This window comes from Serratia sp. 2723, assembly GCF_050434425.1.
GTDB lineage: Bacteria > Pseudomonadota > Gammaproteobacteria > Enterobacterales > Enterobacteriaceae > Chania.
Genome location: NZ_JBNDIN010000017.1, coordinates 34657 through 60772, shown reverse-complemented (window position 1 = coordinate 60772; position 26116 = coordinate 34657). Strand labels below are relative to the sequence as shown.

The window sequence follows — 26116 nt, the reverse complement described above, 5'->3', positions numbered from 1 at the left end:
TGCCCGCTTTTTGCTCAGACATTCTGGCAGGCAATGTAACATTCTTACCGCAGTGCGCAGAGGCAGGTAAGGATTATGATCGCCCCATCATGGGCGCAAAGGAGTTACCTTGATTACACATATCAGCCCACTTGGCGCTATGGATTTGCTGTCGCAGCTGGAAGTTGACATGCTGAAGCGTACCGCCAGCAGCGACCTGTACCGTTTGTTCCGCAACTGCTCCCTGGCGGTATTAAACTCCGGCAGCCAGACCGACAACAGCAAGCAGTTGCTGTCGCGTTATGAAAGCTTTGATATCAACGTGTTGCGCCGTGAACGCGGCGTAAAACTGGAGCTGGTGAACCCGCCAGAAGAGGCTTTCGTCGATGGCCGCATTATTCGCTCACTGCAGGCCAACCTGTTTGCCGTGCTGCGCGATATCCTGTTTGTCCACGGCCAAATGGACAGCGCCGGGCGTTTCCAACACCTGGATCTGGAAGATTCCGTTCATATCACCAATCTGGTGTTTTCCATCCTGCGCAATGCCCGTACGCTGCACCTCGACGAAGACCCTAACCTGGTGGTGTGCTGGGGCGGCCACTCGATCAATGAAAACGAATATCTGTATGCCCGTAAGGTCGGTAGCCAGTTGGGTCTGCGCGAGCTGAATATCTGTACCGGCTGTGGGCCAGGGGCGATGGAAGCGCCAATGAAAGGGGCTGCCGTCGGTCATGCGCAGCAGCGCTACCACAACAGCCGCTTTATCGGCATGACCGAGCCTTCCATCATTGCCGCCGAGCCGCCGAACCCGCTGGTTAACGAGCTGGTGATCATGCCAGATATCGAAAAACGTCTGGAAGCCTTTGTACGGATCGCGCACGGCATCATCATTTTCCCTGGCGGGGTCGGTACTGCGGAAGAACTGCTGTATCTGTTGGGTATTCTGATGAACCCGGAAAACAGCGAACAGGTACTGCCGCTGATCCTCACCGGGCCGAAAGAAAGCGCCGATTACTTCCGCGTTCTGGACGAATTCATCATGAATACGCTGGGCGAGAAAGCCCGCCGTCATTACACCATCATCATCGACGATCCGGCCGAAGTGGCCCGTCAGATGAAAAAGGCCATGCCGTTGGTGAAAGAAAACCGCCGTAATACCGGAGATGCCTACAGCTTTAACTGGTCTATCCGTATTGCACCGGACCTGCAGCTCCCCTTCGAGCCAAGCCATGAGAACATGGCTAATCTCAACCTGTACCCGAACCAACCGGCGGAACAGTTGGCTGCGGCCCTGCGCCGTGCATTCTCAGGGATCGTGGCGGGCAACGTGAAGGAGAACGGCATTCATGCCATCGAACAGTTCGGCCCTTACAAACTGCATGGCGATCCGTTGATGATGAAGCAGATGGACAGCCTGTTGCAGGGCTTTGTCGCCCAGCACCGTATGAAACTGCCGGGTACCGCCTACGTGCCTTGCTACGAGATCGTAGCCTGATCATCACCTCCGGGCGGCGTCATAGCCGCCCTAATTTTCTGACGTTGTTGCCTTGCCTATGCCTATACATTTACTGATTGTCGATGCTCTGAACCTAATCCGCCGCATTCATGCGGTGCAGGGCTCCCCTTGTGTCAACGCTTGCAAGCATGCGCTACAGCAGTTGATTCAACACAGCCAACCTACCCACGCCGTGGCCGTGTTCGACGAAGACGACCGTAGCGAGAGCTGGCGCCATCAAATTCTGCCCAATTACAAAGCCGGACGTTCGCCGATGCCGGAAAATCTGCTTCAGGAAATGCCGCAACTGCGCGAAGCGTTTGCCGAGCTTGGAGTGACCAGTTGGCATTCCGCAGGCAATGAGGCGGACGATCTGGCTGCCACCCTGACGGCAAAACTTGCCGCTGGCGGCCACCAGGTGACGATTGTCTCTACCGACAAAGGCTACTGCCAACTACTGGCACCCAGCGTACAGATCCGTGACTACTTCCAGAAACGCTGGTTGGATCTGCCGTTTGTGCAGCAAGAGTTTGGCGTGTTACCGCAACAGCTAACGGATTATTGGGGGCTGGCAGGCATTGGTAGCAGCAAGATCCCTGGCGTTGCCGGTATCGGGCCAAAAACGGCAGTATTGCTGCTGCAACAGATGGGGAATCTGGATGGTCTGTATCAACACCTGGAGCAGGTGCCGGAGAAGTGGCACGGCAAGCTGTTAGAGCACCGCGAGCTGGCCTATATCAGCAAACAGGTCGCCACCTTGCGTAGCGATCTGACGCTGGACGGCAATCTGCAACAGTTACGTTTGCCAATAAATTAAGGGCGCTGCCAACGGCAACGCCCTTACGTCTTACTCGCGCTCGTCGCGGCGGCCGGGAATGGCCGACCACATGCGGCGCACATGTACGGTGATCTCTTCACGATCGTGGTACAGCTGCTTGGCGTGGATCTCTGCGCTAATCCCCTCGTTGGCCAAGGCTTCGTGGATACTTTGCAGGTTCTGAGCCACCTCTTCGTAGCGCTTTTTCATCGGCAGCTTCAGGTTAAAGATCGCCTCACGGCACCAGCCTTTGAGCAACCATTGGATCATCAGGCTGGTCACTTTTGCCGGCTTCTCCACCATATCGCACACCACCCAGTAGTTTTTGCTGGTGGTCGGTTCAAAGCGGAAGCCGTCGACACGATGATGAGTCACCTGCCCGGTATCCATCAGGCTCGGGGCCATCGGGCCGTTGTCCACCGAATGCACCATCATGCTGCGTTTGACCAACTGATAGGTCCAGCCGCCAGGGCAGGCCCCCAGATCGACCGCAAACATCCCGCTGCCTAAACGTTCGTCCCATTCGTCTGCCGGGATGAAAACGTGGAAAGCCTCTTCCAGCTTCAGCGTAGAGCGGCTTGGCGCATCGGACGGAAACTTCAGCCGTGGGATCCCCATATAGAACGGGGAGTTGTTGTTGCTGTAGGAATACCCCACGTAGCAACAGCCCGGCGCGATAAAGAACACGTGTACCACCGGGCGAGAGGGATTCTCACGCGCCATCAGCACTTTCTGCTCACGCAATGCGCCGCGCAGCGGCACCGTCAGCTTGCGGCAGAACTTCAGCAACTCTTTGCTTTCGTTGGTATCCGGCACTTCTACCCGTAATTCACCGCCACGATCGACCACGCCCATCAGCATGCCGACAATCGGTGAAACCCGATCTTCCGGCGGCAAATCACGCAGCAGTTCTCCCACCACCAACATCTGGCGGGCAAAGATCAGCTCACGGAACGGGATTTCTTTCGCCAGGCGATCGGCATCGTCCGGCTGGTAGCATTCAAACAGCACATAGCCGCTGTTGTCTTTGACCCTGGCAAAGCCAAACACTTCCAACTGGGCAGCCTTGTCGGTAATTTCCGCCGCGCACTCTTTCTCAAAGCCCTGGCGGCAGTACAACGCGATCTTATTCATGGCGCTCGGCCTTTTTCCTCAGACGCAAAGCGCCAATCAACATCAATGCCCAACCGATCAGGAAACAGGTCCCGCCCACTGGCGTGACATAAACCCAAACCTTTTGGTGAGACAGCGCCAGACAGTAAAGGCTGCCGCTGAACAACACGGTGCCGAGCGCCAACAGCGCTCCGCTCCAGTAAAACCACAGGCTGACCCGACGCTGCATGGCAACGGCCAGCCCGAGGATCGCCAGAGTATGGAAACCCTGGTAGTCAAGCCCGGTGCGGATCCAGGCCATTTCATTGGCCCCGAGCGCACTACTCAATACGTGCGCACCAAACGCGCCCAGAGCAACATAGACAAAACCACTGATAGCAGCAAAAATCAGCATAGAACGGCTACTCATCGTTATTCACCTTAATCGAGATTAACCAGCCACAACGTCACCGCAGCTGGCCCTATTGTTCATAGCGAAAGCGGAACTTCTCCTGTTCGCTGGCCGCACGCGCCAAGATCCATTGGCGAAAGGCGGCTATTTTACCCAGTTCTGCCTGGCTGTCATGACATACCAGATAAAAAGCGTTTTTACTTACCAACACATCATTAAACGGGCAGACCAGTCGGCCGGCTTCGATCTCGGTTTGCGCCATCACGTTATTGACCAGCGCAATCCCCTGGCCATGAACGGCCGCCTGAACCACCATGGCACTATGGCTAAAGATCGGCCCTTGCTGCACGTTGATATGCTGTAACCCCAGTTGGCGGGTGTATGCCAGCCAGTCGCGGCGTGAAGTATCATGCAGAAGCGTATGATAAGCCAGATCGCCCGGCACTTTCAGTGCATGATCGCCCATTAACAGGCTGGGAGAACAAACCGGCAGCAGATATTCCGCATACAAACGCTCGGTGCGCACTCCCGGCCAGTTACCACGGCCATAAAAGATCGCTACGTCAACGTCATCCGCCAGCTTTTCTTCTTCACGGTCAATGGCCTGGATGCGCACATCGATCCCCGGATAAGCTGAGTTAAAGCTGGAAAGACGTGGCACCAGCCACTGAATGGCGAAACTGGGCGGCAGGCTGACGGTCAAAGCCCCCTTGGCACTGCGTGCCTGAAGCTTGCGTGTTGCCTCATTGATCGAAGAGAAAATCTCTTTGATATCCAGGTAATAACTCTGCCCCTCTTCGGTCAGCAACAGCGAACGGTTGCGCCGTCGAAACAGTTTCAGCCCCAGGAAATCCTCCAGAGACTTGATCTGATGGCTGACTGCGGCCTGGGTAACAAACAGCTCCTCTGCCGCCTTGGTAAAGCTTAAATGGCGGGCTGCCGCGTCAAAAACCCGCAGAGCATTAAGAGGAGGGAGACGTTTAGACATTCATTGACCCTTTTGTATTGCAAACTGCGGCGTTGTCGGCTGAACGCGCCCTTACCGCCGCCTAACTGCACCGAAAAATGCCGCGAGCGCAGGGACACGCCAGAGCGGCCAATTTGCAATTCATCGGCTTTAGTTACATTTATGTAACAAATGACCGCCGGGTTTCGCAAACGAGATCAGGCTGCATGATACCTAACGCCACTAGCCCATCCGCGTGGACTATTGCCATTAGTTTTTTTAATCCGAGCCATTATAAATTGTCCGTTGAGCATGCGCCAGTAAATACCTATAGTGGCGGCACTTCCCGAGCCGGAACGAAAAGGAATTGGGTATCGAAGATGCCGATGAACTTTTGGCTTGTGGTTGTGATGTTGTGTTTGCAATTTGTCCGCCAATTCGGACATGGTAGCTAGGCTACTGTTTTTCACTTCCTGTACATTTACCCTGTCTGTCCATAGTGATTTTATGCAGCACCGCCAACTTCGCGGTGCTTTTTTTTGCCTGAAAATTACTGATTACCTTCCACCATCTCTTTCACATCAGCACGGTTAATCTGTTGCTCAACGCCGTTGGCGTCTTTGTAGCTGATCATCCCGGTATCGTCATCCACCTTAGGCTTTCCATCGGCGACAATGGTGCGCCCATCGCTGGTATGCATGACGTAGTTGCTTGAGCAAGCTGACAGGGTAAACGTAAGCATCAGGGCAGAGATAACTGCGGCTGTCTTGTTCATTTTTGACTCCTTGTAGATAAAAATGCTGTAAAACTCATTTCTGTTATTTAAGGAACTCATTCTCGTGCCAATATTCAGCATAACAAACTTTCATCAGATTTCCAGGAAACGGCGGCAATTGATCGGGATAACTTGTCTCTGACGGCAAAATAGGACAGGATCAATGGCTGACAAAGCCACTGATAATCAGCCGATGAAGCCTTTTAAGCCTACCTTGTTTCGCAGCCAGTTCCCGGCCCTTCAACAGGCAGGAATTTATCTGGACAGTGCCGCCACCGCGCTAAAACCGCAGGCGGTGATCGAAGCCACGCAACAGTTTTACAGCGCAGATGCCGCCACCGTACACCGCAGCCAACATCGTGCGGCGCAGGATTTGACCCAGCGCTTTGAACAGGCACGCCAGCAGGTCGCCACCTTGATAAATGCCCCCTGCGCGGACAATGTCGTTTGGACCCGCGGCACCACGGAAGCCATCAATCTGGTCGCGCAAAGCTATGCTCGCCCGCGCCTGCAGTCCGGGGATCAGATCCTGGTTAGCGAGGCGGAGCATCATGCCAACCTGATCCCGTGGTTGATGGTGGCTGAACAGACCGGTGCCGAAGTGGTGAAGCTGCCGATTGGCCCCGATCGCCTGCCAGATTTGACGCTGCTCCCTACGCTGTTGTGCGAGAAAACCCGCATTCTGGCCCTGGGGCAAATGTCCAACGTCACGGGAGGCTGCCCGGATATCGCGCTGGCTATTGAGATGGCTCACGCGGTGAACGCGGTAGTGATGATCGACGGCGCACAGGGCATTGTGCATTGCCCAGCCGACGTCCAACGGCTCGATATCGATTTCTACGCCTTCTCCGCGCATAAACTCTATGGCCCAACTGGCATTGGCGCGTTGTATGGCAAAACCGCGTTGCTGGCCCAAATGGGGCCATGGCAAGGCGGCGGAAAAATGCTGACTCAGGCTTCTTTCAGCGGCTTTACGCCACAAAAACCGCCGCACTGTTTTGAAGCCGGTACGCCGAATATTGCCGGCGTGCTTGGGCTGGGTGCCGCATTGAGCTGGCTGGAAACGCAGGATATGGCCGCCGCCGAACAATACAGCCGCGATCTGGCGCAAAATGCCGAACAGCGTTTGCAGCAGTTACCCGGGTTTCGCAGCTTCCGCAGTTCCGGCTCCAGCCTGCTGGCCTTTGATATCACCGGGATCCACCACAGTGATATCGTCACCCTGTTAGCCGAACAGAACATCGCGGTACGCGCAGGCCAACACTGCGCCCAACCCTTGATTGCCGCATTAGGGGTCAGCGGAACGTTACGTGCATCGTTTGCGCCTTATAATACGCCGCAAGACGTCGATGTTCTGGTGCTGGCGTTAGCTAACGCCATCGAATTACTGACGGAATAAGATGCAAAACGGAGAACCTATGCTTGCCCCTCACCCTTTTGGCCGTGAAATCACCGCCGAGATGCTGGTAACCACCTTCAGCGCGCTAAAACAGTGGGAAGACCGTTACCGCCAACTGATCATGTTGGCGAAACGCTTGCCACCGCTGGCAGCCGATTTACGGCAAACGGAGACGGAACTGAGCGGTTGCGAAAACCGGGTCTGGATGGGACACCAGCGGTTGGCTGATGGGACGCTGCATTTTTATGGCGACAGCGAAGGACGCATTGTGCGCGGCCTGCTGGCGATCCTGCTGACCGCAGTCGAAGGCAAAACGCCGCAACAGGTATTAGCCACCGACCCCCTGGCCTTGTTTGATAGCCTGGCGCTGCGTGCCCAGCTCAGCGCCACCCGAGCCAGCGGCCTGGCAGCCTTGGCGGCCAGGGTGCACGCCATCGCTACCAGCTATGCCTGACGTGCCGCCTTTGCCACCATCTTCTTCAGCGCGTGGGAGACGGCAATAAAACCAAAGGTCGCGGTGACCATGGTCGCCGCGCCAAAACCCGCGCTGCAATCCATTCTCTTCGGCCCTTCTGCGGTACTGCGTGAGGCACATACTGAACCATCCGGCTGCGGATACACCAGCGGCTCGGTAGAGAAGACGCAGTCGATCCCCAACTTGCCTTTGCTGTTTTTCACCACGTTAAAGTCGTTCTTCAACCTTTCACGCAGCTTGGCTGCCAGCGGATCCTGGATGGTTTTGGCCAGATCGGCCACGGCGATCTGCGTAGGATCGATCTGTCCACCGGCACCGCCGGTAGTCACCACCGGGATCTTGAAGCGGCGGCAATAGGCCAACAACGCCGCTTTGGGGCGCACGCTGTCGATCGCATCAATCACATAGCTGAAGTTATGATTCAACAACTCGGCGACGTTGTCCGGGGTAATAAAATCATCCACGCAGGTCACCCGGCACTCCGGGTTAATCGCCAGGATCCGCTCCGCCATCACTTCGGTTTTCGACTGGCCAACATGCTGGCGCAAAGCATGGATCTGCCGGTTGGTGTTGGTGACGCATACGTCATCCATGTCGATCAGAGTGATCGCACCAATGCCGGTTCGTGCCAGCGCTTCAGCCGCCCATGAACCGACCCCGCCAATGCCGATCACACAAACGTGTGCCTGGGCGAACAGTGCCAATGCCTGCTGGCCGTAAAGGCGTGCTGTGCCGCCAAAACGCTGTAGATAGGCCTCTGAATAGGCTGTACTCATTTCGCTTTACTTACCTTGGTTGCAAATAGTCAGGGCCGGAAGATCCGGCCCTGAGAACGCTCATACACCCACAGAACTCACAACGTTGGGCGCTGCTAACGGTCGAACATGCTCGCCCCGATCTAACTTAGCGGGTAACCAGTTGGGAACCACTCGAGGCGGTCAATGGCTGATTGGCGCTAAACAGCGGTGCCCCAGCATTGCCGCCTTTCAATACCCAGACCCGGCCATAGTGATTATAGAACCCTGCCGAGTGACCGGCTTCTGGGCCAATCCCCTGGTACATGTCAAAGTGCTGGCCCTTGATGGCTCCACCCACGTCGAGGGCGACCATCAGGCGCATTTCATATTTTCCCGTGAACTTGCCCTTGTTGTCCAGTAGCGGGACTTCTGCCAGCAACGTGGTACCGGCCGGGATCAGGGAACGATCGGAAGCCACGGAGGCTTTGGCAATCAACGGCACCGCGCTGGCCCCTTTCACCGGAGCAAAAGGCACCGGGTGGAAGAACACGAACGATGGGTTTTGCTCCAGCAGTTCGCGCACCTCGGCTTCGCTGTGGGTATCCGCCCACTGGCGAATGGCCTGCATTGACATATCGGCCTTGGCCACTTCACCGCGATCGATCAGCACCTTGCCGATACTGCGGTAAGCATGGCCGTTCTTGCCGCTATAGCCAAAGAACACCAATGGCTGGCCGTTGCCGAAATCGACATAGCCGCTACCCTGCACTTCCATCATGAAGTTATCCATCAGGGAATTGGTGTAAGCAATGATGTAACGGCTGTCCAGCGCCCCCGAGTAGATACCGGCACGATCCGGCAGGCGGCGCTTACCTTTGCCTGGCATGCTGTACAGCGGGTAGCGGAATTCGCCCTGTTGGGTATAACGCGCCTGCAACACCGGAGTGTAATAGCCGGTGAACTGAACGTTGCCATAACTATCGACGCCTTCCATCTGATAGGCGCTGAGGCCGAACTGGTTCAGTTGGCGCGTATCCGCCCCCGCCGCCATCCAGCTCTGCACCGCCTGATAGGTGGAGTTATTGCGGTTAAACAGCGACGGCGAAGCGTATTTAATCTCCATCAGCTGGTTGGAGTAATCCTGGCCGTTGATCGGGGCGCCTCTGGCATTGGGGCGATTCACCAACTCCAGCGACTGATCCAGATGACCATCTTTATACTGCTGCCCCCGGTCGGTCGGTTTTGACGAACAACCGGCCAGTACCGCAACCACTAACCCACCGAGCAGGTATTTGCCCCAACGTCCTTTCATTGCACACTCTCTCAGACTGATATGTTCCATACCCAATGGATACGGGTAAACTGGCTGAACGATAACAAACGGCCATAGATAAAGGAATCGCTACCGCTAAAAATTCCCAGCCAGATGATTATGATGAAAAAAAACGCAAATTGGGGACTAATGCAGCATAAAAATGGCTTTCGATGAATTATATGCAAAAAGGGTTTGCAACAAAATGCCTGGAGAGTATAGTGCGCTTCCATCGGACGCGGGGTGGAGCAGCCTGGTAGCTCGTCGGGCTCATAACCCGAAGGTCGTCAGTTCAAATCTGGCCCCCGCAACCAACCGATACTGTGATATCAGTATCAAAAACAGGTTGGATTCGATGAAAGAAAAGGTATTATACGGACGCGGGGTGGAGCAGCCTGGTAGCTCGTCGGGCTCATAACCCGAAGGTCGTCGGTTCAAATCCGGCCCCCGCAACCAACCGATACGGCAATAGCGGTATCCTATGAAGGGTTGGTTCGATAATATCAGTATCAAGACGGACGCGGGGTGGAGCAGCCCGGTAGCTCGTCGGGCTCATAACCCGAAGGTCGTCAGTTCAAATCTGGCCCCCGCAACCAATCTTGATAACATCAGACAAGCACCTTAACGGGTGTTTTTTTGTATCTGAATTTCCCCTACTTTCCCAATTAACCACGCCGCCCCTCCTTGGGCTACGCCTGGTTTAACGCCGTGCCAATGCGCCACCGTTGGCGAAATAGGCTTTGATCCCGGCCAGAATAGATTGCGCCACCTGCTGCTGAAAATGGCTGGTGCGCAGCTTGCGCTCTTCTTCCAGATTGCTGATAAACGCCGTTTCCACCAGGATCGACGGAATATCCGGGGCCTTCAATACGGCAAAGCCGGCCTGATCGACACGATTCTTGTGCAGGCGATTAATTTTACCCATCCGGTTCAGCACTTCCTTACCGAACTTCAAACTGTCATTGACGGTAGCGGTTTGCAACAGATCGAACATGGTGTGATCGAGGTAGCGATCGCCACTTTTGCTGACGCCACCAATGTCGTCAGCGGCGTTCTGGGTTTGCGCCAGAAACTTGGCGGCGTTACTGGTTGCCCCTTTGGTGGAAAGTGCAAACACCGAGGAACCGCGAGCCGCACGGTTGCTGAAGGCATCGGCATGGATCGAGACAAACAGATCGGCCCGCTGCTTACGCGCTTTGGCTACGCGCACCTTTAATGGAATAAACACGTCTTCATTGCGCGTCATAAACACTTTCATGTTGGGTTCGCGTTTGATCAGCGCACTGAGACGACGAGCGATCTGCAGCACGATATCTTTTTCACGGGTTTTATTTTTGCCAATGGCCCCCGGATCTTCACCGCCGTGCCCAGGATCGAGCACGATCACAATTGGCCGATCGCGCCCAGCCTTACCGGCCTGCGGTGCTTCTGCCGGTAACGTCCGCGCCAGATCGCCCTTGTTGTAATCTTCCAGTAACGCCAACAGCGGATCATACTCTTCACCGCTGCCCCCTTTGGTAGGATAAAGATCCATCACCAGGCGGTTGCGGTATTCGGAGACGGGTGTCAGGGTAAACATATTCGGGCTGACGCTTTGCTTGAGTTCCAGCACCAGCCTGACGGTATTTTTGTCGAACTGGCCGACTCGCGCCTGTTTCAGATAGGGATCTTCTTTGCGCACCTGGCCGGCGATGCCTTTAAGCACGCTATTTAGCTGTACCCCTTCCACATCCACCACGATGCGCTCTGGATTGGTCAGGGCAAACTGTTTGTATTTCAGCGGGACATTGGATTCCAGCGTGACTCGGGTATAGGTTGAGGAAGGCCAGACTCGTACGGCAATCACATGAGAAGCAGCGGCGAAACCAACGCGACTCACACTCAGCAACCAGGTTGCAGCAACCCCCTGCAACAAACGACGGCGACCCGGATTGTGATTAGAGTTAGGCATGCGGCTCCGGAAAAACTAACGATTAAAAAAACAGCAAAAAAAAACAATGGCAAAAACTTTACCCAATCCATTCACCGCTGTCATCAGAAAATCTTTTTATGATCTTTCAATTTATTAATCAGTTAGCGCATTTGGCAGAAAAATCACTCTCATTTCCTACTTGCCTTTGGCGCAATAAAAGAATAAAAATACAAAAATACCGTATAAATATGCAAATGAGGTCTTGCCGTGAAGGAACGTAGTACAGAGCTGGTGCAAGGATTTCGTCACTCAGTTCCCTATATCAACACTCACCGTGGCAAGACCTTTGTCGTCATGCTGGGTGGCGAAGCTATTGAACATGAAAACTTTTCCAGTATCGTCAACGATATCGGGCTGTTACATAGCCTGGGCATTCGTTTGGTGGTGGTCTACGGCGCGCGGCCACAGATTGACAATAATCTGGCACAGCATAACTGCGAGCCGATTTACCATAAGCATACCCGAGTGACCGACGCCCATACGCTAGAGCTGGTTAAGCAGGCCGCTGGCTTGTTACAGCTGGATATTACCGCACGGCTTTCCATGAGCCTGAATAACACCCCATTGCAAGGGGCCCACATCAACGTAGTGAGCGGCAACTTTATTATCGCCCAACCGTTGGGCGTGGATGACGGCGTCGATTATTGCCACAGCGGCCGTATCCGGCGTATTGATGAAGAAGCCATTCATCGCCAACTCGACAGCAAGGCCATCGTGCTGATTGGCCCGGTGGCGGTATCGGTGACCGGTGAAAGCTTTAACCTGACCTCGGAAGAAGTCGCCACCCAGTTGGCAATCAAGCTGAAGGCCGAGAAAATGATCGGCTTCTGTTCATCACAGGGGGTGACCGATGAGGAAGGCAATATCCTTTCCGAACTGTTCCCCAACGATGCACAAAAACGTATCGAGCAATTGGAAGAGGCAGGTGACTACCATTCTGGCACCGTGCGCTTCCTGCGCGGTGCGGTAAAGGCCTGCCGCAGCGGGGTACGCCGCAGCCACCTGATCAGCTATCAGGAGGATGGTGCACTGGTACAGGAGCTGTTTTCACGCGACGGTATCGGTACCCAAATCGTCATGGAGAGCGCCGAACAGGTACGCCGGGCGACCATCAATGATATCGGTGGCATACTCGAGCTGATCCGCCCATTGGAGCAACAAGGAATTTTAGTCCGCCGTTCGCGCGAACAGTTGGAAATGGAGATCGACAAGTTCACGATTATCGAACGCGATAACCTGACTATCGCTTGCGCGGCACTCTATCCGTTCCCGGAAGAGAAGATTGGTGAAATGGCCTGCGTGGCGGTGCATCCGGATTACCGCAGTTCGTCGCGGGGCGAGATGTTGTTGCAACGGGTAGAGAGCCAGGCGCGCCAGATGGGGCTACAGAAGCTGTTTGTGCTGACCACGCGTAGCATCCATTGGTTCCAGGAGCGCGGCTTCACTCCGGCGGAAGTCGACGTGCTGCCGATGCAGAAGCAGGCTTTATATAACTACCAGCGCCGCTCGAAGATCCTGTTGGCCGATCTTTGACTTACCCTAGCTAACCCATTGATTATCATGACGGGCGCAGCGTGCTGCGCCCCTTCGTTGTTACTTCCCGATCTGCAAGCGTTCTGCCAACCCGCTACGACGCTGTGTGGGGGTGCGGATTGCGCTTACCAACACCTTGTCTACCGCATAGAGCGAAAGCCGCTGACGTGCACGAGTAATAGCGGTATAGACCAGCTCGCGGGTCAGCACCGGCAGAAAATGATTTGGCAGCACTAACGCCGTATGGTCGAACTCCGACCCCTGTGATTTATGCACTGTCATCGCATAGGCGGTTTCATGCGCCGGTAAGCGGCTAGGCTGTACCGATTTGATGCTGCCGTCCGGTAATTGGAAGTGCACACGCAGATCGCCGCCCTCACCGGGTAAGGCAATGCCAATATCGCCGTTAAACAGCCCCAGCGCGCTATCGTTGCGGCCAATCATCACCGGCCGCCCTAAATACCAACGCCCGGTGGGGCCTGGATTACGCCGAATCAAACCGGCACGCTGCAGCCCACTTTCGATACGCTCGTTCAGCCCGGCAACGCCAAATGGCCCTTCGCGCAGGGCGCACAATAGCTGGAAGCGACCAAAGGCACCCAGGATCGTCACGGCCCCGGCCCCTTCTGCTACCAGCCGCAGATAGTCGCGATAACCGGCAACGCAGCTATCCAGCAGCCGTTGGTAATCTTCGGTTTCTGCCAGTGGATAACCCGCCACATCGGCATAGCTGCCGTTCAACGCCGCCAGGGCGCGCTTGCTATCGCCTGCATTCACCGCCAAGGCCAACTGACCAATGCCGGATTTGGCATCAAACCGGTAACTCTTGCGCAGCAGGCACAGGCTGTCACGCACCGCTGCCTCGGCCTGCGCTGGCTGCCCCTGCAAGGGGCAACCGGTCAGACGCGCCAACTGTGCCGCACGAGCTTCACTATATCCCTGCTCGGCAAACCGGCAGATATCCCCCAGCACGGCTCCAGCCTCCACCGAGGCCAGTTGATCGCGATCGCCAAGGAAGATGACTCGCGCCTTGGGGGGCAAGGCGGCAATCAACCTTGCCATCATGGGCAAGTCCACCATCGAAGCCTCATCCACTACCAGCACATCCAGATGCAGCGGGTTCCCCCGGTGATAGCGCATGCGCTGGCTATTTGGCTGAGCACCCAACAAACGGTGTAACGTCGCCGCTTCCGTAGGGAATAAGGCCCGTTGCTCCGGGGTTAAATCCAACTGACGGCTAGCGATCCCCAAGGATTCGGTCAGACGAGCAGCGGCCTTACCGGTAGGCGCAGCAAGTTGGATACGCAGACGCTCCCCGTTCGCCAGCTGCACCAGCGCCGCCAACAGCTTGGCAACGGTAGTCGTTTTACCTGTGCCGGGGCCACCGGAAATAATCGCGATGCGGCGCGTGGCCGCTACCGCTGCGGCAATTTTTTGCCAATCAGGTTCGTCCGTGGCCGCGCCAAACAATCGATCGAGAATGGCGCGTAACTGCACCTCTTCCAGTTCCTGTGGCACACTATCGCTACTGATAAATGTGGCGACGTCACCTTCGCTCTGCCACATGCGTTGCAGATACAGCCGCTGCTGTTGCAGTACCATCGGCGTTGCCGTACTGCCATCGCTAATTGCAGGCGATCTCGCCAGACGCTGTTGCCAGCTCGCCACGTCAGGTTGCCCGCAGGCCTGCCAGGCAGCCAGGGCCAGTTCCGGCTGTCGGCCATCAAACAGATTTTCCGGCAATAGCTGTTCGAGCAACAGACAAACGTGGCCCGCACCGGCCTCCGAGCTCAGGCAGGCGGCGGCCAGCAGGATATCCGGTTCATCATCGTTGGCCACCACCTGGGCAAATTGCACGTCCAGCGGCCGCAAGGCACCCAGAGCCAACGCCTGATGCAAAATCTCAATCATTGCCCATCCTCAACATCGGCCATTTCACCGCTAAACAGGCGATCCATCCCTTCAATCAGAGCGAACTCTGGGCAGCAGGCAAAGATACCGTTGCCCTGATGCTCGGCATCCACCCCGCGTAAAAACAGATAAATCACCCCGCCAAAATGGCGTTGGTAATCGTAATCCGCCAGACGATGCCCCAGATAGCGGTGCAGCGCCAAGGTATAGAGTTGGTATTGCAGATCGTAACGATGTTCCGCCATCGCCCGCGCCATTGCCTCTTGGGTATAGGCACTGCTGTCTTCGCCCAGCCAGTTGGATTTGTAATCCAGCAGGTAGTATTTGCCCTGCCAGCAGAACACCAGATCGATAAAACCTTTCAGCATGCCCTGTACCTGTTGGAAATCCAGCTCAGGGCAGCCAGCGGAAAGGGGGTCGTAGCGTTTTACCAGTTTATCCAACTGCTGCGCTTGCAGCAGGCCGCCGATCGGCAGATAGAACTGCAATTCTGCCTGCCTGGCTCCCACCGGTAAGGCGGAAAGCGTGACGCCGCTGCTATTAAGCGGCGCATTCAGCAACACCTGCATCCAGCCGGACAATACCGGCAACCAATGCTCCTCCAGCCCTTGCTGTTGCAACTGCTCCAGCAGCCACTGTTCATCTAGCGGCTGGGTAAAGTCCAGTTCCTCAAACAGGCTGTGCAGGAAGGTCCCAGGGGCCGCCCCGCGCGGGAAAGTATGGGGTGTCAATGCGGGTGGCTTAGTCATATCGCCCTCACCAACAGCATCAACGTCCAGGCGTGGCAACAGCTCCTGCATCCGGCTTGAGCCATGCTGTTGCAAACCGGTGTAGCTGGTTACCCGCCAGAAGTCCTGCATCCTGCGAGGAAACTGCCTGGCCGTCAGCTCTGCGGCGGTTGCCATCTGCGGCTGCCAGCTCTGTTCACCCGGCACATCCACCAGCGACAGCGCGATGCCCTGAGTTGCCAACTGCTGCAGGCAGGTTTGCAGATAGGCCGCATCGCCTGCCTGCCCTGCCTGCACCAGATAGCCCAACGCGCTGCGGTGCAAATCCGTATCGCCCTGCTTCTTGCGCGTGCCAAGGAACAACGGCGCAATACCTATGCTGCAGTGATACACCGAGCGGGTCAGCGCCACATACAGCAGGCGTAAATCCTCCGCCAGCCGTTCCTCTTCCGCCCAGGCCACGCTTTCTTCGTTGGCATTAAGATCCAGCAGGGCTTTAAAGGTCTGGCGATCGTGATACAGCACCTGCTGTTGCTGACGGAAATTCCCCACAAAAGGCAGCCACACCAGATCGAACTCTAACCCTTTCGACTTGTGGATGGTGATCACCTGCACCAGATGACGATCACTTTCCAGCCGTAGTTGCTGATTGTCCGACTGACGATTCGGCTGAGCGATCTGCTGCGCCAACCAGCGCACCAGCGCATGTTCACCGTCCAGCTGTGCCGTGGCTTCCTGCAACAGTTCCCCCAGGTGCATGACATCGGTCAAACGGCGTTCGCCCCCCGGGCTGGCCAGCAGGTTTTCAGCCAGATGCCGCTTGGCCATCACCTCACGCAGCATCGGCAACACGCCACGGCGCAACCAGTGGCTACGATATTCATCAAACTCGTTGACCAAACCATCCCAAGCGGACTCGTCATGGTTTAGTTCGTCCAGCGTCAAGGCATCCAACCCCAATAGCCCGGTGGCCAAAGCGCAGCGCAGGGTTCGCTCCTGTTCGGGGGCCAGCACCGCCTGTAGCAGCCACAGTAAATCTTTGGCTTCCGGCGTATCAAACACGCTGTCACGGTTGGAAAGGTAAACCGAGGGGATAGCCAGCGCGCTGAGTGCATCACGCACCAGTGCCGCTTCGGCGCGGCTGCGCACCAAAATGGTAATATCCGATGCCTGAACGTGGCGGCGTTGCTCCCCTTTGACCAGCCAGGCTTCTCCGGCCTGTCCGGCACTGAGCCAGTCGCGGATCTGGGCTGCGCACAAGCGCGCCATTAATTGTTGGTAATCACTTACTCCGGCCCCGTCCCCTGGTTGTAGCCAGAACTGCATGGCCGGTTGTGGTTTATTCTGCCACTCGAAGACCAATTCCTGATTTTTCGCTGCGGCTGCCACCTCGATAAACGGGATTTGGCCAAACAGGAACGGCTTTTCCACTTGGGCAAACAGGCGGTTCACACTGCCAACCATCGCCGGTGATGAGCGCCAGTTGGTCTCTAAGGTGTAGTGGGCACTTACCTCTGAACGAGCCTTCATATAGGTAAAAATGTCTGCCCCACGGAAGGCGTAAATCGCTTGTTTGGGATCCCCGATCAGCAGCAGGCCACACTCTTCCCGGCCAACATACAGTTTCTGAAAGATCCGGTACTGCTGTGGGTCGGTATCCTGAAACTCATCGATCATCGCCACCGGATAACGCTGGCGGATCGCCAGCGCCAATTGTTCACCACCGGCGCTTTGCAGTGCCGCATCCAGCCTGCTGAGCAGATCGTCAAAACCCAGTTCGGCACGCTGGCGTTTTTCCTGTTGAATGGAAAGGCGTATTTCACTCAGCGCCCGCGCCATGATCAGGTCACGCAGGGTCAAGGGTTCGGCAAACAGCTCATCAATCGCCACAAACAGCAAATGCCGCGGGGCTTCACCTTTTTTGGTTTTCTCCAGCAGTACCGATTGGCGGAACTTCTCCAGCTCTTTGGGTAACTGGTAATCTTCGGTTTCCTGCCCCGCCCATTCCCCCACCTTATTCAGCCAGTTGGGTAAATGTTTGCTGCTGTAGCTGCGTTTGTCGACGCCAGACTGACTGATGAGCGCCTCCAGCTCAGCCGCCGCTGCCTGCCATTGCCCCTTGAGGGCATCGATCCGCGCAACTATCTGTTCATGGCGCATCAGCACCGTTTCTTCATCTTTCGGTGGCTGACGCAGAGTGGGAGCCTCGCCATACAGATAGCCCGAGAGATCGCTCAACAAAGCCTCTGGGCCACTCCACTCCTGGCTAACCGCCCGGGCAACGCCCAGTGGCAATGGGTAGCAGTGACGCCGCCAAAAATCGGCGCAGGCCCGACGGCGCAACGGCAGCTCGTCCTGCACCAGCGTTTGTTCAAACAGAATGCCCGACTCGAATGCGTTGTGAGTGAGCATTCGCTGACAAAAACCGTGGATAGTGTAGATCGCCGCTTCGTCCATCTGGCGCTCGGCGGCCAGCAATTGCGCTGCGGCCTCGGGCAGATTGCCAATTTCCGCCATCAACGCGGCAAATAGCGGGTCTGAGCTATGTCCGCGTACGCAGGCAATGCGTAACGCGTGGATATTGCTGCGAATGCGGCCCCGGAGCTCCTCCGTCGCCGCTTCGGTAAAGGTAACGACCAGGATCTCTTCTACCGTCAGCGGTCGTGGAAACGCCGCTGCCTGGCCTAAGCCAAGCAGCAGGCGCAGATACAAAGCACCGATAGTGAAGGTCTTCCCTGTCCCTGCCGAGGCTTCGATCAGCCGTTCACCAAACAGTGGCAACGTCAGTGGATCAAGCCGCTGAGGAACGCCTTTCGTCATGGCGTCGCCACTTTACGTGGTAGCGTTTTCTGCAGGGACGAGGCGTTAGGATAGGTGACCCAATCCTCACCCGGTACCGCAAAGTCGGCTTTCTGCTGGCTGCTGCCACTCACCTGCGACAACAATGCCAGCCCCTGCGGCTTAATCACCGCCTGATGGAAATAATCCGCCAGTTTGGTCGGCGTCAGAGTCTGAACCTGAGCGATCAGCTTTTCGCGGGTATCGAAGGCAAAATTACCGCGATCGAAATCGCTACTGAAGCGGCTCGCTTCTTCACCCAGAGTCTGTGGACGCTGTTGCAGTTCATTGATCATGGCCTGTTTGTATTGGGAGAAATCGGCCTCACTCAACTCACGCAGGCGCTTTTCCGTCTTCGGGTAGAAATCTTGATAGCGCTGGTAGAGATAGGCTGGCTGCTTACTGTTGCTTTGCAGCAGGAAACCGATGCCCCACTGGCGGCCAACCGGCATCGCAAAGGAGAACACCGCATAGCCGAGCTGCTCTTGCGTACGCAATTGGCTGTAGAACCACGGCTGGATGATCTGCCCCAATAATGAGCTGTATGCCATGCTGGTGACCTCGTCATATCCCGTTGGGACATACACCGCCGCCAGCGCCGAATCGGTGCTGCTGCCAGGGCGCTGCAGGTTGGCAAACTGGTTTTTGGCAATCACGACGTTTTCGCCGTGCCACCATTCCACACCAGTACAACCCAGGCGGTGCTTCAGTGAAGAGGCCAGCGTGTCTACCTGTTGCTTGCTCATATTCCCCACTACCAGCAACTCCGGCGTGGCCCCGGCCATCAGGCCGTCACGGTAAGCCAGCACGTCTTGCAACGTGATGGTTTTCAGCACTGCACGGCGTTCGCTGCGCTCGGAATAAGGCACGCGGGATAGCATCTGTACCGGTTGGAGCGCCAGCTCAAAAGCTTTGACCTTCTCGGCGGAATCCAACTGTTCCAGATACCAGGATTTCGCCTGCTCCAACTGCTCTTGCGTTGGGGTAAAGCTGGAGTAACCTTCAATCAGCGAAGTCAACAGCTGTGGCAGGCGCTGGGTAAAGCCATTGGCGCTAAACATCAGGCCATTATTGGGGGAGGTAGAGAAGCTAATCCCGCCCACCGAAGCCTGATAGCTCAACTCATCAAGCGAGATCCCCGCCAGATAATCCATTAACGAGAACAACACCTGATTACGCGCTGAATCCATGGTTTTGGCGTTACGCAAAGCTACCGTCACATCGGCCTTGGGCTCGTCGGCAAAATAGCGGCTTGGCATATACAGCACCCGCAACCCTGGCTGGTTTACCACCATTTCCGGTTTGGTGAACTCATGTGAGGGCTTGTTCAGGCTAAACTGATCCGGAATATAAGGATTCAGCCCTGGTAAGGAAAGTGTGATCCCCTTACCTAACTGCTGCCATTTCTCGAAGCGTTCCGCGCTGATTTTCTCGACCTGATAAGGTGCCTCAACAAAGTAAGCCGTTTTGTTGTGTGGCTCATTCGGGCTGACAAACCAGATGCGCGCATTTTGCGGCGTCATCTGACCCAGGCGTTCCGCAATGGCTTTAGGATCGTAACGATCGGCCAGGTACGGCGCATCCAGCGTATGCTCTACCGGTACGCGCAGCATGGTGTCTACCAGCCATTCGATGTAATTCATATCACGGGTAATCGATGGATAGCGGAAATCCAGATTCAGCACATGGGCGATCTCGTCAAAATAGCTTTGCTTGATCCCTTCACCACGCAGCATATTCAGATAGCTGAAGATCGCCGCCACCACCTGGTCACGCTCCGCCAGCCCCTTGTCGGTCAATGAAACGCTGATTGAGAATACGCCGCCGTTGCGATCGACCATCGGGTCGGCACCGGCATTGATGGCATCTGCCAGCCCCTGCTTCTGTAGCCAGTCGGAAAGCGTATTGGTACTGCGGTTGCCAATCAGGTAGCTGATATAGGTATCGGTTTTGCTGCGAAACTCGGCGCTGTTGTTATCGATACGGAATTCGACCTTCAGCTGTTTGCGCGGCTGTGCCGGTACATAATGAATGATGATGCCTTGCTGTTCGGAGGTAACTGCCGGAACGGTGATGGGTGGCACTTTCGCATCGTGATTTGGAATGCGGCCGAAGGTTTTGACCGCCAGCGCTCTCAGTTCAGGCAAGGATTGATTGCTGTACAGTACGCCCTTCATCAGGTTGGCAGAATAGTAACGCTGATAAAAACCAACAAGTTCTTCATGCAGCTTGCTACCTGGCTTATCCTGCAAAGTCTCGAGGTTGCCGCCGGAAAAACGTGCGCTAGGATGAGCCGGATTGAGGGTTTCTGCCCCAACCTGCGCCATGCGCATACCGTCACGGGAGCGCGCCATCGTTAACTCGGCATTCACCGCGTTGCGTTCACGGTCCGCGTTGCCGGGATCCAAAATAGGTTCGGCAATGGCATCGGCCATGCGGTCGACAGCGGGTTCCAAAGCGTCGTTTTCCACTTCCAGATAGTACGCAGTGCGGTAAGACGCGGTGCTGGCATTGTGGCTACCACCGTGCTTTTTCAAAAACTCAGAGAGGTTCTCGGGTTCTGGATAGCGCTTGGAGCCCATCAGTACCATATGTTCCAGGTAGTGAGCCAGGCCAAGTTGGCTGTTGGGATCTTCCAGCGAGCCTACCGGCAGCGCCAGGGCAGCCAGTGACTTTGGTGCCAACGCGTCAGACACCAGTAGTACGGTCATGCCGTTATCCAGCTTGATAGCCTGATATTCACGCGGATCGTGATCGCTTTTGTTGATCTTTTCCGCCAGCGGTTGCCAGCCTTGTGCGGCCCAACTTAACGGCGCCCAAAACATAACCAATAACATCAACCCGGTAATACGGGTCAACAGTCTGCGCATATCCAAAATAAACCCCTGTTCTCTGGCTGTCACGCCAACTCCCTGACGGTGACAGCATGGTGCAAAATGACACAACCGGAAGCGATGCCCAATGAAATTCAATTTCTAACTCAAAGCATTACGGTTTTAAACACGCAACTCACTATAGCCCACATCGTTGGGGCGTAACGTACGCCACTCTACAACGTATATGCCTATACGTTATGTAAGACCAGACTTAACCTCAATGGTTGAGTATAAAAGCGTAAAATTTTTATCATCTCACTGCGACCTGTATCACCGAGGGGGGGTTACCCCAGGTTATTGCGGGCCACAGGCAACAGGTAACGCTCTGTTTCTTTGAGGATTTGTTCAAGGCGAACATTATCCATTTGGCGGAAAACGCGCTGGGTATAGGGATCTGCCCCCTCGCCCGGGATCCGCTGATCGCCCTGCCAGGCTTGCAGCAGCTTGGCACGCGCCTTGACCTGGACTTCTTCATCCCAGTCTATCTGCTGCGTTTGCGCCTGATAACATTGGCTCAACCAGGCCCAGCCGCTTTTATTGAGCAGCATCAGCGGCTGCGACAGGCCACGGCGGTAGCCCGCCACTAGCTCCGCCAACTGCGCGTGGGCCTCCTCGCTCGCAAGTGCAGCGAAGCGCCAGGCGGAATTCTTGCTGCCAAACATGCGGCTTTCCCCGCTACCCCCAACAGAGCAATACACCAGGTGCTCCAGCCAAAGCAAGATACCGTCTACGGCCGAAAGCGTTGCCGGACGCCAGCGTAGCAAGCCATCCTGCTGCACCTGATGCAGCCAGCCGGTGATACGCATGCCTGCCACGTCAATATCCAGCTCCAGGCTGCCATTCTCCTGACGCTGTTCACGCACCCGTTCGGCCAGCTCCGCCATTTCTTCCTGCTGCTTTTGCCAGTAAATCTCACCGAAAGCCCCGTAAGGTAATCCCCCCGATGCACGCACCCGCTGGTATAACTTGCCAGCGTCCTCCCCCTCGATCAGCGTGTTCAGCAATTGGCTGTTGAACTGATAGCGGCTGAGGTTATCCAGCGTAAAAGGCTCGTCTTCCGGCAGATCGGTCTCTTCCAGAATGAAATTAACGCCAAGACGTAGCTGGAAGAAGGCGCGGATCGGATGGCGGTAAAACCGGAGCAGTTCATCAACAGAAACCTGGGTTTTCTCTTCCGCCGCCAGCGGTTGATTAAATTCCGGATGTGCAGCACCACGACCATCGGCAGCGGCCAACCACTCAGCCGCATAGCTTTGATCTTCGCTCCCCGGCAGGAAGTTTTCCGCAGCAAACGGCATACGAGCATGACGTTTAAGCAGGTGCTCACCGACCCTGTGTGCGCTGCCGTCCGCATCCAACCCTTCATCGCCAGGCAGGCAATAGCTTTGCTGCAGATATTCCAACAGTTCAGTGACCAATACCGAAGGATAACGCTCACTGTTGTCCTGAATGGAACGGCCGATAAAGCTGATGTACAACTGCTGCTGGGCAGAGAGGATTGCCTCCAGAAACAGGTAGCGGTCATCGTCACGGCGGCTGCGATCGCCCCGCTTAATCTGCTGCGCCATCAGGTCAAACCCCAGCGGCGGCAAGGTGCGGGGGTAGACACCGTCGTTCATACCCAGCAGGCAAACCACCTTGAACGGAATGGAACGCATAGGCATCAGGGTACAGAAATTGATCTGGCCGGCCAGGAAACGCTGGCTGATGCGTTGCTGATCGAGCCGTGCGGCCAGTTCATCGCGCAGCAGCGTCAACGGCACGGCATCAGGATAACGTGCCGCCAGACCAAAGCTGGCCACTTTCTGCCACTGCTCTTCGATCAGCGCTAACGCTTCTTCCGTTTCGCTGTCCGTCTCAAAGAAGCTATTGAGCAGTTGGCGGCACAGCGGCAACCATTCGGCTAACGGCCGCTCTTCGCTGAGGATTTGCCGCCAACGGCTGAGTTGCGCCAGCAGATCGGCCAATTGCCCGGCCAGTTCGGCCACTAATCCACTCGACTCGTCGTAAGGTAATACGCCCTGCCAATCTCCGACGTTACTGTCCATGGCGTAGCCCAGCAGCATCCTCGTCAGACCGAACCGCCAGGTATGTTGCCCCGTTGTGGGCAGATCCAGCTCACGCACGTTGTCATCATCCAGCCCCCAGCGTACCCCGGATTCGCCAGTCCAGTGGCGTAACAGGCTTAACCCCTCTTCCTGAATCGAGAAGCGCGCCGCTAGCGCGGGTACGTCCAACAGCGCCAATACCTGCTCTGAGGTAAAGCGGCTTTGCGGCAGATCCAGCAGGGAAATAAAGGCTTGTAGCGCAGGATGCGCCTGCCTGGCCTTGCGGTCGGAGATGGCAAACGGCAGATAGCGCCCGGCGGGGGCATTGCCAAACACCGCCTGAATATACGGGGTGTAGCTGTCGATATCCGCCACCATCACGATGATGTCGCGCGCGGTAAGTTGGGGATCTTCTGCCAGCATGGTCAGCAACCGATCGTGCAGCACCTCGACTTCGCGCTGCGGGCTGTGGCAGGCATGCAGACTGATGGAGCGATCCTGCGGATCGAGCTGGCGCTTATTGTCACTGCGCTCCAGGGTTTCCGGCGTGGTGCCGATCAGCGCATGATCTTCCAGCTCCAGCATGTCGTGCTGAATGGCGTGCAGCAAGCTATCTGCCGGGATCTCGACAAAGGCATCCACCTCCTGCACCGCCTCCATCTGCGACAGTAAATACAGATGATCGCGCCCCAGCTTGCCCCAGGAAGCCAGCAGCGGGTTACTCAGCTGCTGTTCACCTTCGGCATCAAATAGTTGGGCTGCCTGTTCTGGCTGACGGAACAAACCTTGCTCGCGTGCCTGGTGATAGTGGCGGCGTTTGCGGCTCTGCAAACGGGCCAGGAAGGCGTAGTCCTGAATGTCGCCCCAATAATAGCGACAGGGGTTGGTAAACATCAGATGGATATCAATATGTTTACCCAAGGCCTGCAGCGCCTCCAGGTAAATTGGCGGCAAGGCAGAAATCCCGCAGATAAACACCCGTGGCGGCAATCCCGCAGGGCATTGAGTGGCATTCTCCAGCGCGCTGATAAACCGGCGATACAAGTTGGCGCGGTGCCATTCGGGCTGGCCCAGCTCATGGGTATATTCCACCAACCGATGCCAGAGGGGGGCTTGCCAGCTTTGCGCCTCTGCCAGCCCTTCTACCGCCTCCCCACGCTGCCAACTCTCCAGCCACTGCGGGCGATAAACCAGATATTGGTCAAACAGGTCGGCAACTCGCCCGGCGAGCTGGTGGATCTTGCGCTTGTCGGCGTCATCGGTCAGGTAATGCTGTAGGGGAGCAAACTCGGGCCGGGTCAGCATGCCTGGCAGCAGCCACATCAGCTTCCAGGTCATGGCATCTTTGCTAAAGGCGCTCTCTTTAGGAATGCCTGGCAATACCTTGGTGAACATGTCCCAGATAAAGGTCGCCGGTAGCGGGAAAACGATATTCGCGGCAATGCCAAACTGCTCGGCCAGCTGCATCTGCAACCATTGCGCCATGCCGGGGCTTTGCACCAGCACCACTTCCTGTTGAAACGGATCGGCCAAAGGTTCTCTGGCTATCAGCGCGCTGGTCAGCGTTTTCAGCAAGTCCAACTGATTGGAATGATAAACCGTAAACATGAGGCTCCTTGGAAGCGAAAAAGGGCATTACCGGCTACTGGCAAAAAGGCCCCTCACCCTAACCCTCTCCCAAAGGGAGAGGGAACCGATCGAGAACACCTCGACCAAAAGAGTCTAAGGTGGCACAACAATCCGTGCTACTGGCCGTAATTTCAGCGACCGAATTCCCTCTCACCCTAGCTACTCCCAAGGGAGAGGGAACCGATCGAGAACACCTCGACCAAAAGAGTCTAAGGTGGCACAACAATCCGTGCTACTGGCCGTAATTTCAGCGACCGAGTTCCCCCTCACCCTAGCTACTCCCAAGGGAGAGGGAAGCGATCGAGAACACCTCGACCAAAAGAGTCAAGGGCAAGTCTAACAACACTCGTGCTACTGCCCGCAATACCAGCGGCTGAGTTCAGCCTGTTGGTGCAGCGGCGTTTGTATCTTCACCGTACGCCGTAAGCATGAGCCTTGCGCCTGGCGGGTTTCGACCTGGTAGTGCCAATTAGGCGGTAGCGATAGGGCATGGTTTATTTCGGCACCGGCACTGAATATTTCCAGCTGTTGGTGCGCCAGCGACCAGGCCTGTCGATATTGCCACTGCCGTTGAAATGCCTGCAACAGCACCTGCTGATATTGTAACAGCCCGAGCAGCGAGACGGCGAACAACAATGCCGCGATCAACACTTCAGGCAGGCTGAAGCCCCGCTGAGTACGCCAGCCTGCCCGTTTATTCGGCACAATCACTTTCCCGCTTTTCCGGGCAAAAATCCAGCCAGCCGCCTTTCTGCGCTTTCAGCAGGTGGTCGCCAGCCCCGCCTTGTTGTGTAGCCAGTTGGTATAGCCACAAGGGCTCCGCTCCCGTGATATCTCCTGCCCCACGAACCATCACCAAGCCGGTACGGGCCGAGAGCCGGGCACAGGCCTGCAAAGCCTCGCCGCTCATCTGCTGGCAGGACCAATGGGTCGCTTGTAGAGACTCCCGTGGCCACGGCTGCGCCAGCCCCCAACTGAGTGCCGAGGCCGCCTGATTGTAGGCCCGCAGATAGCGCTGCTGATCGACAGCCAGTAATAGTGCGCTGTCCAATTGCCGCTGCTGGGCGGTGAGCAGCATCAGCCCCATCACCAACAACAACATCACCACAGCCAATGTGCTGCCCCCCTGCTGCCTATCCATC

General features: G+C 56.2%; 18 protein-coding genes and 3 tRNA genes. 8 read left to right on the top strand and 13 right to left on the bottom strand.

The window, feature by feature from the left end; translation table 11 throughout:
• Positions 1 to 109 precede the first annotated feature (109 nt).
• Both ppnN and xni read left to right on the top strand, forming a co-directional pair.
• Positions 110 to 1474: a nucleotide 5'-monophosphate nucleosidase PpnN gene (gene ppnN / locus ABIE29_RS20785; RefSeq protein WP_429620906.1), complete on the top strand. Its 1365-nt coding sequence runs from the start codon at positions 110 to 112 to the stop codon at positions 1472 to 1474.
• 58 nt (positions 1475 to 1532) lie between these two features.
• A complete protein-coding gene (gene xni, locus ABIE29_RS20780; RefSeq protein WP_429620904.1) occupies positions 1533 to 2291 on the top strand; it encodes a flap endonuclease Xni in 759 nt (252 codons plus the stop codon).
• A 30-nt stretch (positions 2292 to 2321) separates the two neighbouring features.
• Here xni and rlmM read toward each other — a convergent pair whose 3' ends face one another.
• From rlmM to ABIE29_RS20760, 4 genes are all read right to left on the bottom strand, one after another.
• Complete coding sequence (gene rlmM / locus ABIE29_RS20775; RefSeq protein WP_021179890.1) at positions 2322 to 3425, bottom strand: 23S rRNA (cytidine(2498)-2'-O)-methyltransferase RlmM; 1104 nt, start codon at positions 3423 to 3425, stop codon at positions 2322 to 2324.
• Positions 3418 to 3813 (bottom strand): DUF423 domain-containing protein, encoded by a 396-nt coding sequence (locus ABIE29_RS20770; protein ID WP_429620901.1) that lies wholly within the window; start codon positions 3811 to 3813, stop codon positions 3418 to 3420. Before ABIE29_RS20770 ends, rlmM begins: the two co-directional genes overlap by 8 nt.
• 52 nt (positions 3814 to 3865) lie before the next feature.
• On the bottom strand, positions 3866 to 4783 hold the full coding sequence (locus ABIE29_RS20765) for a transcriptional regulator GcvA (protein WP_024484298.1): 918 nt from the start codon (positions 4781 to 4783) through the stop codon (positions 3866 to 3868).
• A gap of 508 nt (positions 4784 to 5291) precedes the next feature.
• The gene (locus ABIE29_RS20760; RefSeq protein ID WP_024484297.1) at positions 5292 to 5516 is read right to left on the bottom strand and encodes a YgdI/YgdR family lipoprotein; all 225 of its coding nucleotides are present in this window, start codon (positions 5514 to 5516) and stop codon (positions 5292 to 5294) included.
• Positions 5517 to 5709: 193 nt separating this feature from the next.
• On the opposite strand from ABIE29_RS20760, the gene csdA reads away from it, so the two are divergent.
• Positions 5710 to 6915 (top strand): cysteine desulfurase CsdA, encoded by a 1206-nt coding sequence (gene csdA / locus ABIE29_RS20755; RefSeq protein WP_429620995.1) that lies wholly within the window; start codon positions 5710 to 5712, stop codon positions 6913 to 6915.
• Positions 6916 to 6934: 19 nt separating this feature from the next.
• Entirely contained in the window at positions 6935 to 7369 is a 435-nt protein-coding gene (gene csdE / locus ABIE29_RS20750) for a cysteine desulfurase sulfur acceptor subunit CsdE (RefSeq protein WP_429620899.1), read from the top strand.
• Here csdE and tcdA read toward each other — a convergent pair.
• Entirely contained in the window at positions 7360 to 8166 is an 807-nt protein-coding gene (gene tcdA, locus ABIE29_RS20745; RefSeq protein WP_429620897.1) for a tRNA cyclic N6-threonylcarbamoyladenosine(37) synthase TcdA, read from the bottom strand. The two genes, csdE and tcdA, sit on opposite strands and share 10 nt — an antisense overlap.
• 127 nt (positions 8167 to 8293) lie before the next feature.
• Positions 8294 to 9439, bottom strand: coding sequence for a murein transglycosylase A (gene mltA / locus ABIE29_RS20740; RefSeq protein WP_429620895.1), 1146 nt, complete (start codon positions 9437 to 9439; stop codon positions 8294 to 8296).
• A gap of 237 nt (positions 9440 to 9676) precedes the next feature.
• Here mltA and ABIE29_RS20735 point away from each other — a divergent pair.
• The 3 genes from ABIE29_RS20735 (at position 9677) to ABIE29_RS20725 (ending at position 10035) form a co-directional block, all read left to right on the top strand.
• Positions 9677 to 9753 (top strand) — tRNA-Met (locus ABIE29_RS20735).
• Positions 9754 to 9818: 65 nt separating this feature from the next.
• Positions 9819 to 9895, top strand: a tRNA-Met gene (locus ABIE29_RS20730).
• Positions 9896 to 9958: 63 nt separating this feature from the next.
• Positions 9959 to 10035 (top strand) — tRNA-Met (locus ABIE29_RS20725).
• Between the two features lie 104 nt (positions 10036 to 10139).
• Here ABIE29_RS20725 and amiC read toward each other — a convergent pair.
• Entirely contained in the window at positions 10140 to 11390 is a 1251-nt protein-coding gene (amiC, locus tag ABIE29_RS20720) for an N-acetylmuramoyl-L-alanine amidase AmiC (protein ID WP_429620893.1), read from the bottom strand.
• A 228-nt stretch (positions 11391 to 11618) separates the two neighbouring features.
• Here amiC and argA point away from each other — a divergent pair, with 228 nt between their 5' ends.
• Entirely contained in the window at positions 11619 to 12944 is a 1326-nt protein-coding gene (gene argA / locus ABIE29_RS20715; RefSeq protein WP_429620891.1) for an amino-acid N-acetyltransferase, read from the top strand.
• Between the two features lie 60 nt (positions 12945 to 13004).
• Here the strand turns inward: argA and recD are convergent, their stop codons facing one another.
• The 6 genes from recD to ABIE29_RS20685 all read right to left on the bottom strand — a co-directional run bounded on the left by recD (position 13005) and on the right by ABIE29_RS20685 (position 26115).
• Entirely contained in the window at positions 13005 to 14855 is a 1851-nt protein-coding gene (gene recD, locus ABIE29_RS20710) for an exodeoxyribonuclease V subunit alpha (protein WP_429620889.1), read from the bottom strand.
• On the bottom strand, positions 14852 to 18403 hold the full coding sequence (gene recB, locus ABIE29_RS20705) for an exodeoxyribonuclease V subunit beta (RefSeq protein WP_429620887.1): 3552 nt from the start codon (positions 18401 to 18403) through the stop codon (positions 14852 to 14854). Before recB ends, recD begins: the two co-directional genes overlap by 4 nt.
• Positions 18400 to 21291, bottom strand: a complete 2892-nt coding sequence (gene ptrA / locus ABIE29_RS20700; protein WP_429620885.1) for a pitrilysin — start codon at positions 21289 to 21291, stop codon at positions 18400 to 18402. The genes recB and ptrA overlap by 4 nt, the downstream gene beginning before the upstream one ends.
• Positions 21292 to 21581: 290 nt before the next feature.
• Entirely contained in the window at positions 21582 to 24953 is a 3372-nt protein-coding gene (gene recC / locus ABIE29_RS20695) for an exodeoxyribonuclease V subunit gamma (protein WP_429620883.1), read from the bottom strand.
• A gap of 372 nt (positions 24954 to 25325) precedes the next feature.
• Positions 25326 to 25679, bottom strand: a complete 354-nt coding sequence (locus tag ABIE29_RS20690) for a prepilin-type N-terminal cleavage/methylation domain-containing protein (RefSeq protein ID WP_429620881.1) — start codon at positions 25677 to 25679, stop codon at positions 25326 to 25328.
• A complete protein-coding gene (locus tag ABIE29_RS20685; RefSeq protein ID WP_429620879.1) occupies positions 25669 to 26115 on the bottom strand; it encodes a YgdB family protein in 447 nt (148 codons plus the stop codon). The genes ABIE29_RS20690 and ABIE29_RS20685 overlap by 11 nt, the downstream gene beginning before the upstream one ends.
• Position 26116: the final 1 nt, after the last annotated feature.

Coding starts and splice junctions, on each gene's coding strand:
- amiC (WP_429620893.1), bottom strand. CDS start 11,390: ATGCCTAACTCTAATCACAATCCGGGTCGCCGTCGTTTGTTGCAGGGG.
- csdE (WP_429620899.1), top strand. CDS start 6,935: ATGCTTGCCCCTCACCCTTTTGGCCGTGAAATCACCGCCGAGATGCTG.
- recC (WP_429620883.1), bottom strand. CDS start 24,953: ATGTTTACGGTTTATCATTCCAATCAGTTGGACTTGCTGAAAACGCTG.
- ABIE29_RS20765 (WP_024484298.1), bottom strand. CDS start 4,783: ATGTCTAAACGTCTCCCTCCTCTTAATGCTCTGCGGGTTTTTGACGCG.
- recB (WP_429620887.1), bottom strand. CDS start 18,403: ATGACGAAAGGCGTTCCTCAGCGGCTTGATCCACTGACGTTGCCACTG.
- ABIE29_RS20760 (WP_024484297.1), bottom strand. CDS start 5,516: ATGAACAAGACAGCCGCAGTTATCTCTGCCCTGATGCTTACGTTTACC.
- ABIE29_RS20770 (WP_429620901.1), bottom strand. CDS start 3,813: ATGAGTAGCCGTTCTATGCTGATTTTTGCTGCTATCAGTGGTTTTGTC.
- xni (WP_429620904.1), top strand. CDS start 1,533: ATGCCTATACATTTACTGATTGTCGATGCTCTGAACCTAATCCGCCGC.
- ptrA (WP_429620885.1), bottom strand. CDS start 21,291: ATGCGCAGACTGTTGACCCGTATTACCGGGTTGATGTTATTGGTTATG.
- recD (WP_429620889.1), bottom strand. CDS start 14,855: ATGATTGAGATTTTGCATCAGGCGTTGGCTCTGGGTGCCTTGCGGCCG.
- mltA (WP_429620895.1), bottom strand. CDS start 9,439: ATGAAAGGACGTTGGGGCAAATACCTGCTCGGTGGGTTAGTGGTTGCG.
- csdA (WP_429620995.1), top strand. CDS start 5,710: ATGAAGCCTTTTAAGCCTACCTTGTTTCGCAGCCAGTTCCCGGCCCTT.
- tcdA (WP_429620897.1), bottom strand. CDS start 8,166: ATGAGTACAGCCTATTCAGAGGCCTATCTACAGCGTTTTGGCGGCACA.
- ABIE29_RS20685 (WP_429620879.1), bottom strand. CDS start 26,115: ATGGATAGGCAGCAGGGGGGCAGCACATTGGCTGTGGTGATGTTGTTG.
- rlmM (WP_021179890.1), bottom strand. CDS start 3,425: ATGAATAAGATCGCGTTGTACTGCCGCCAGGGCTTTGAGAAAGAGTGC.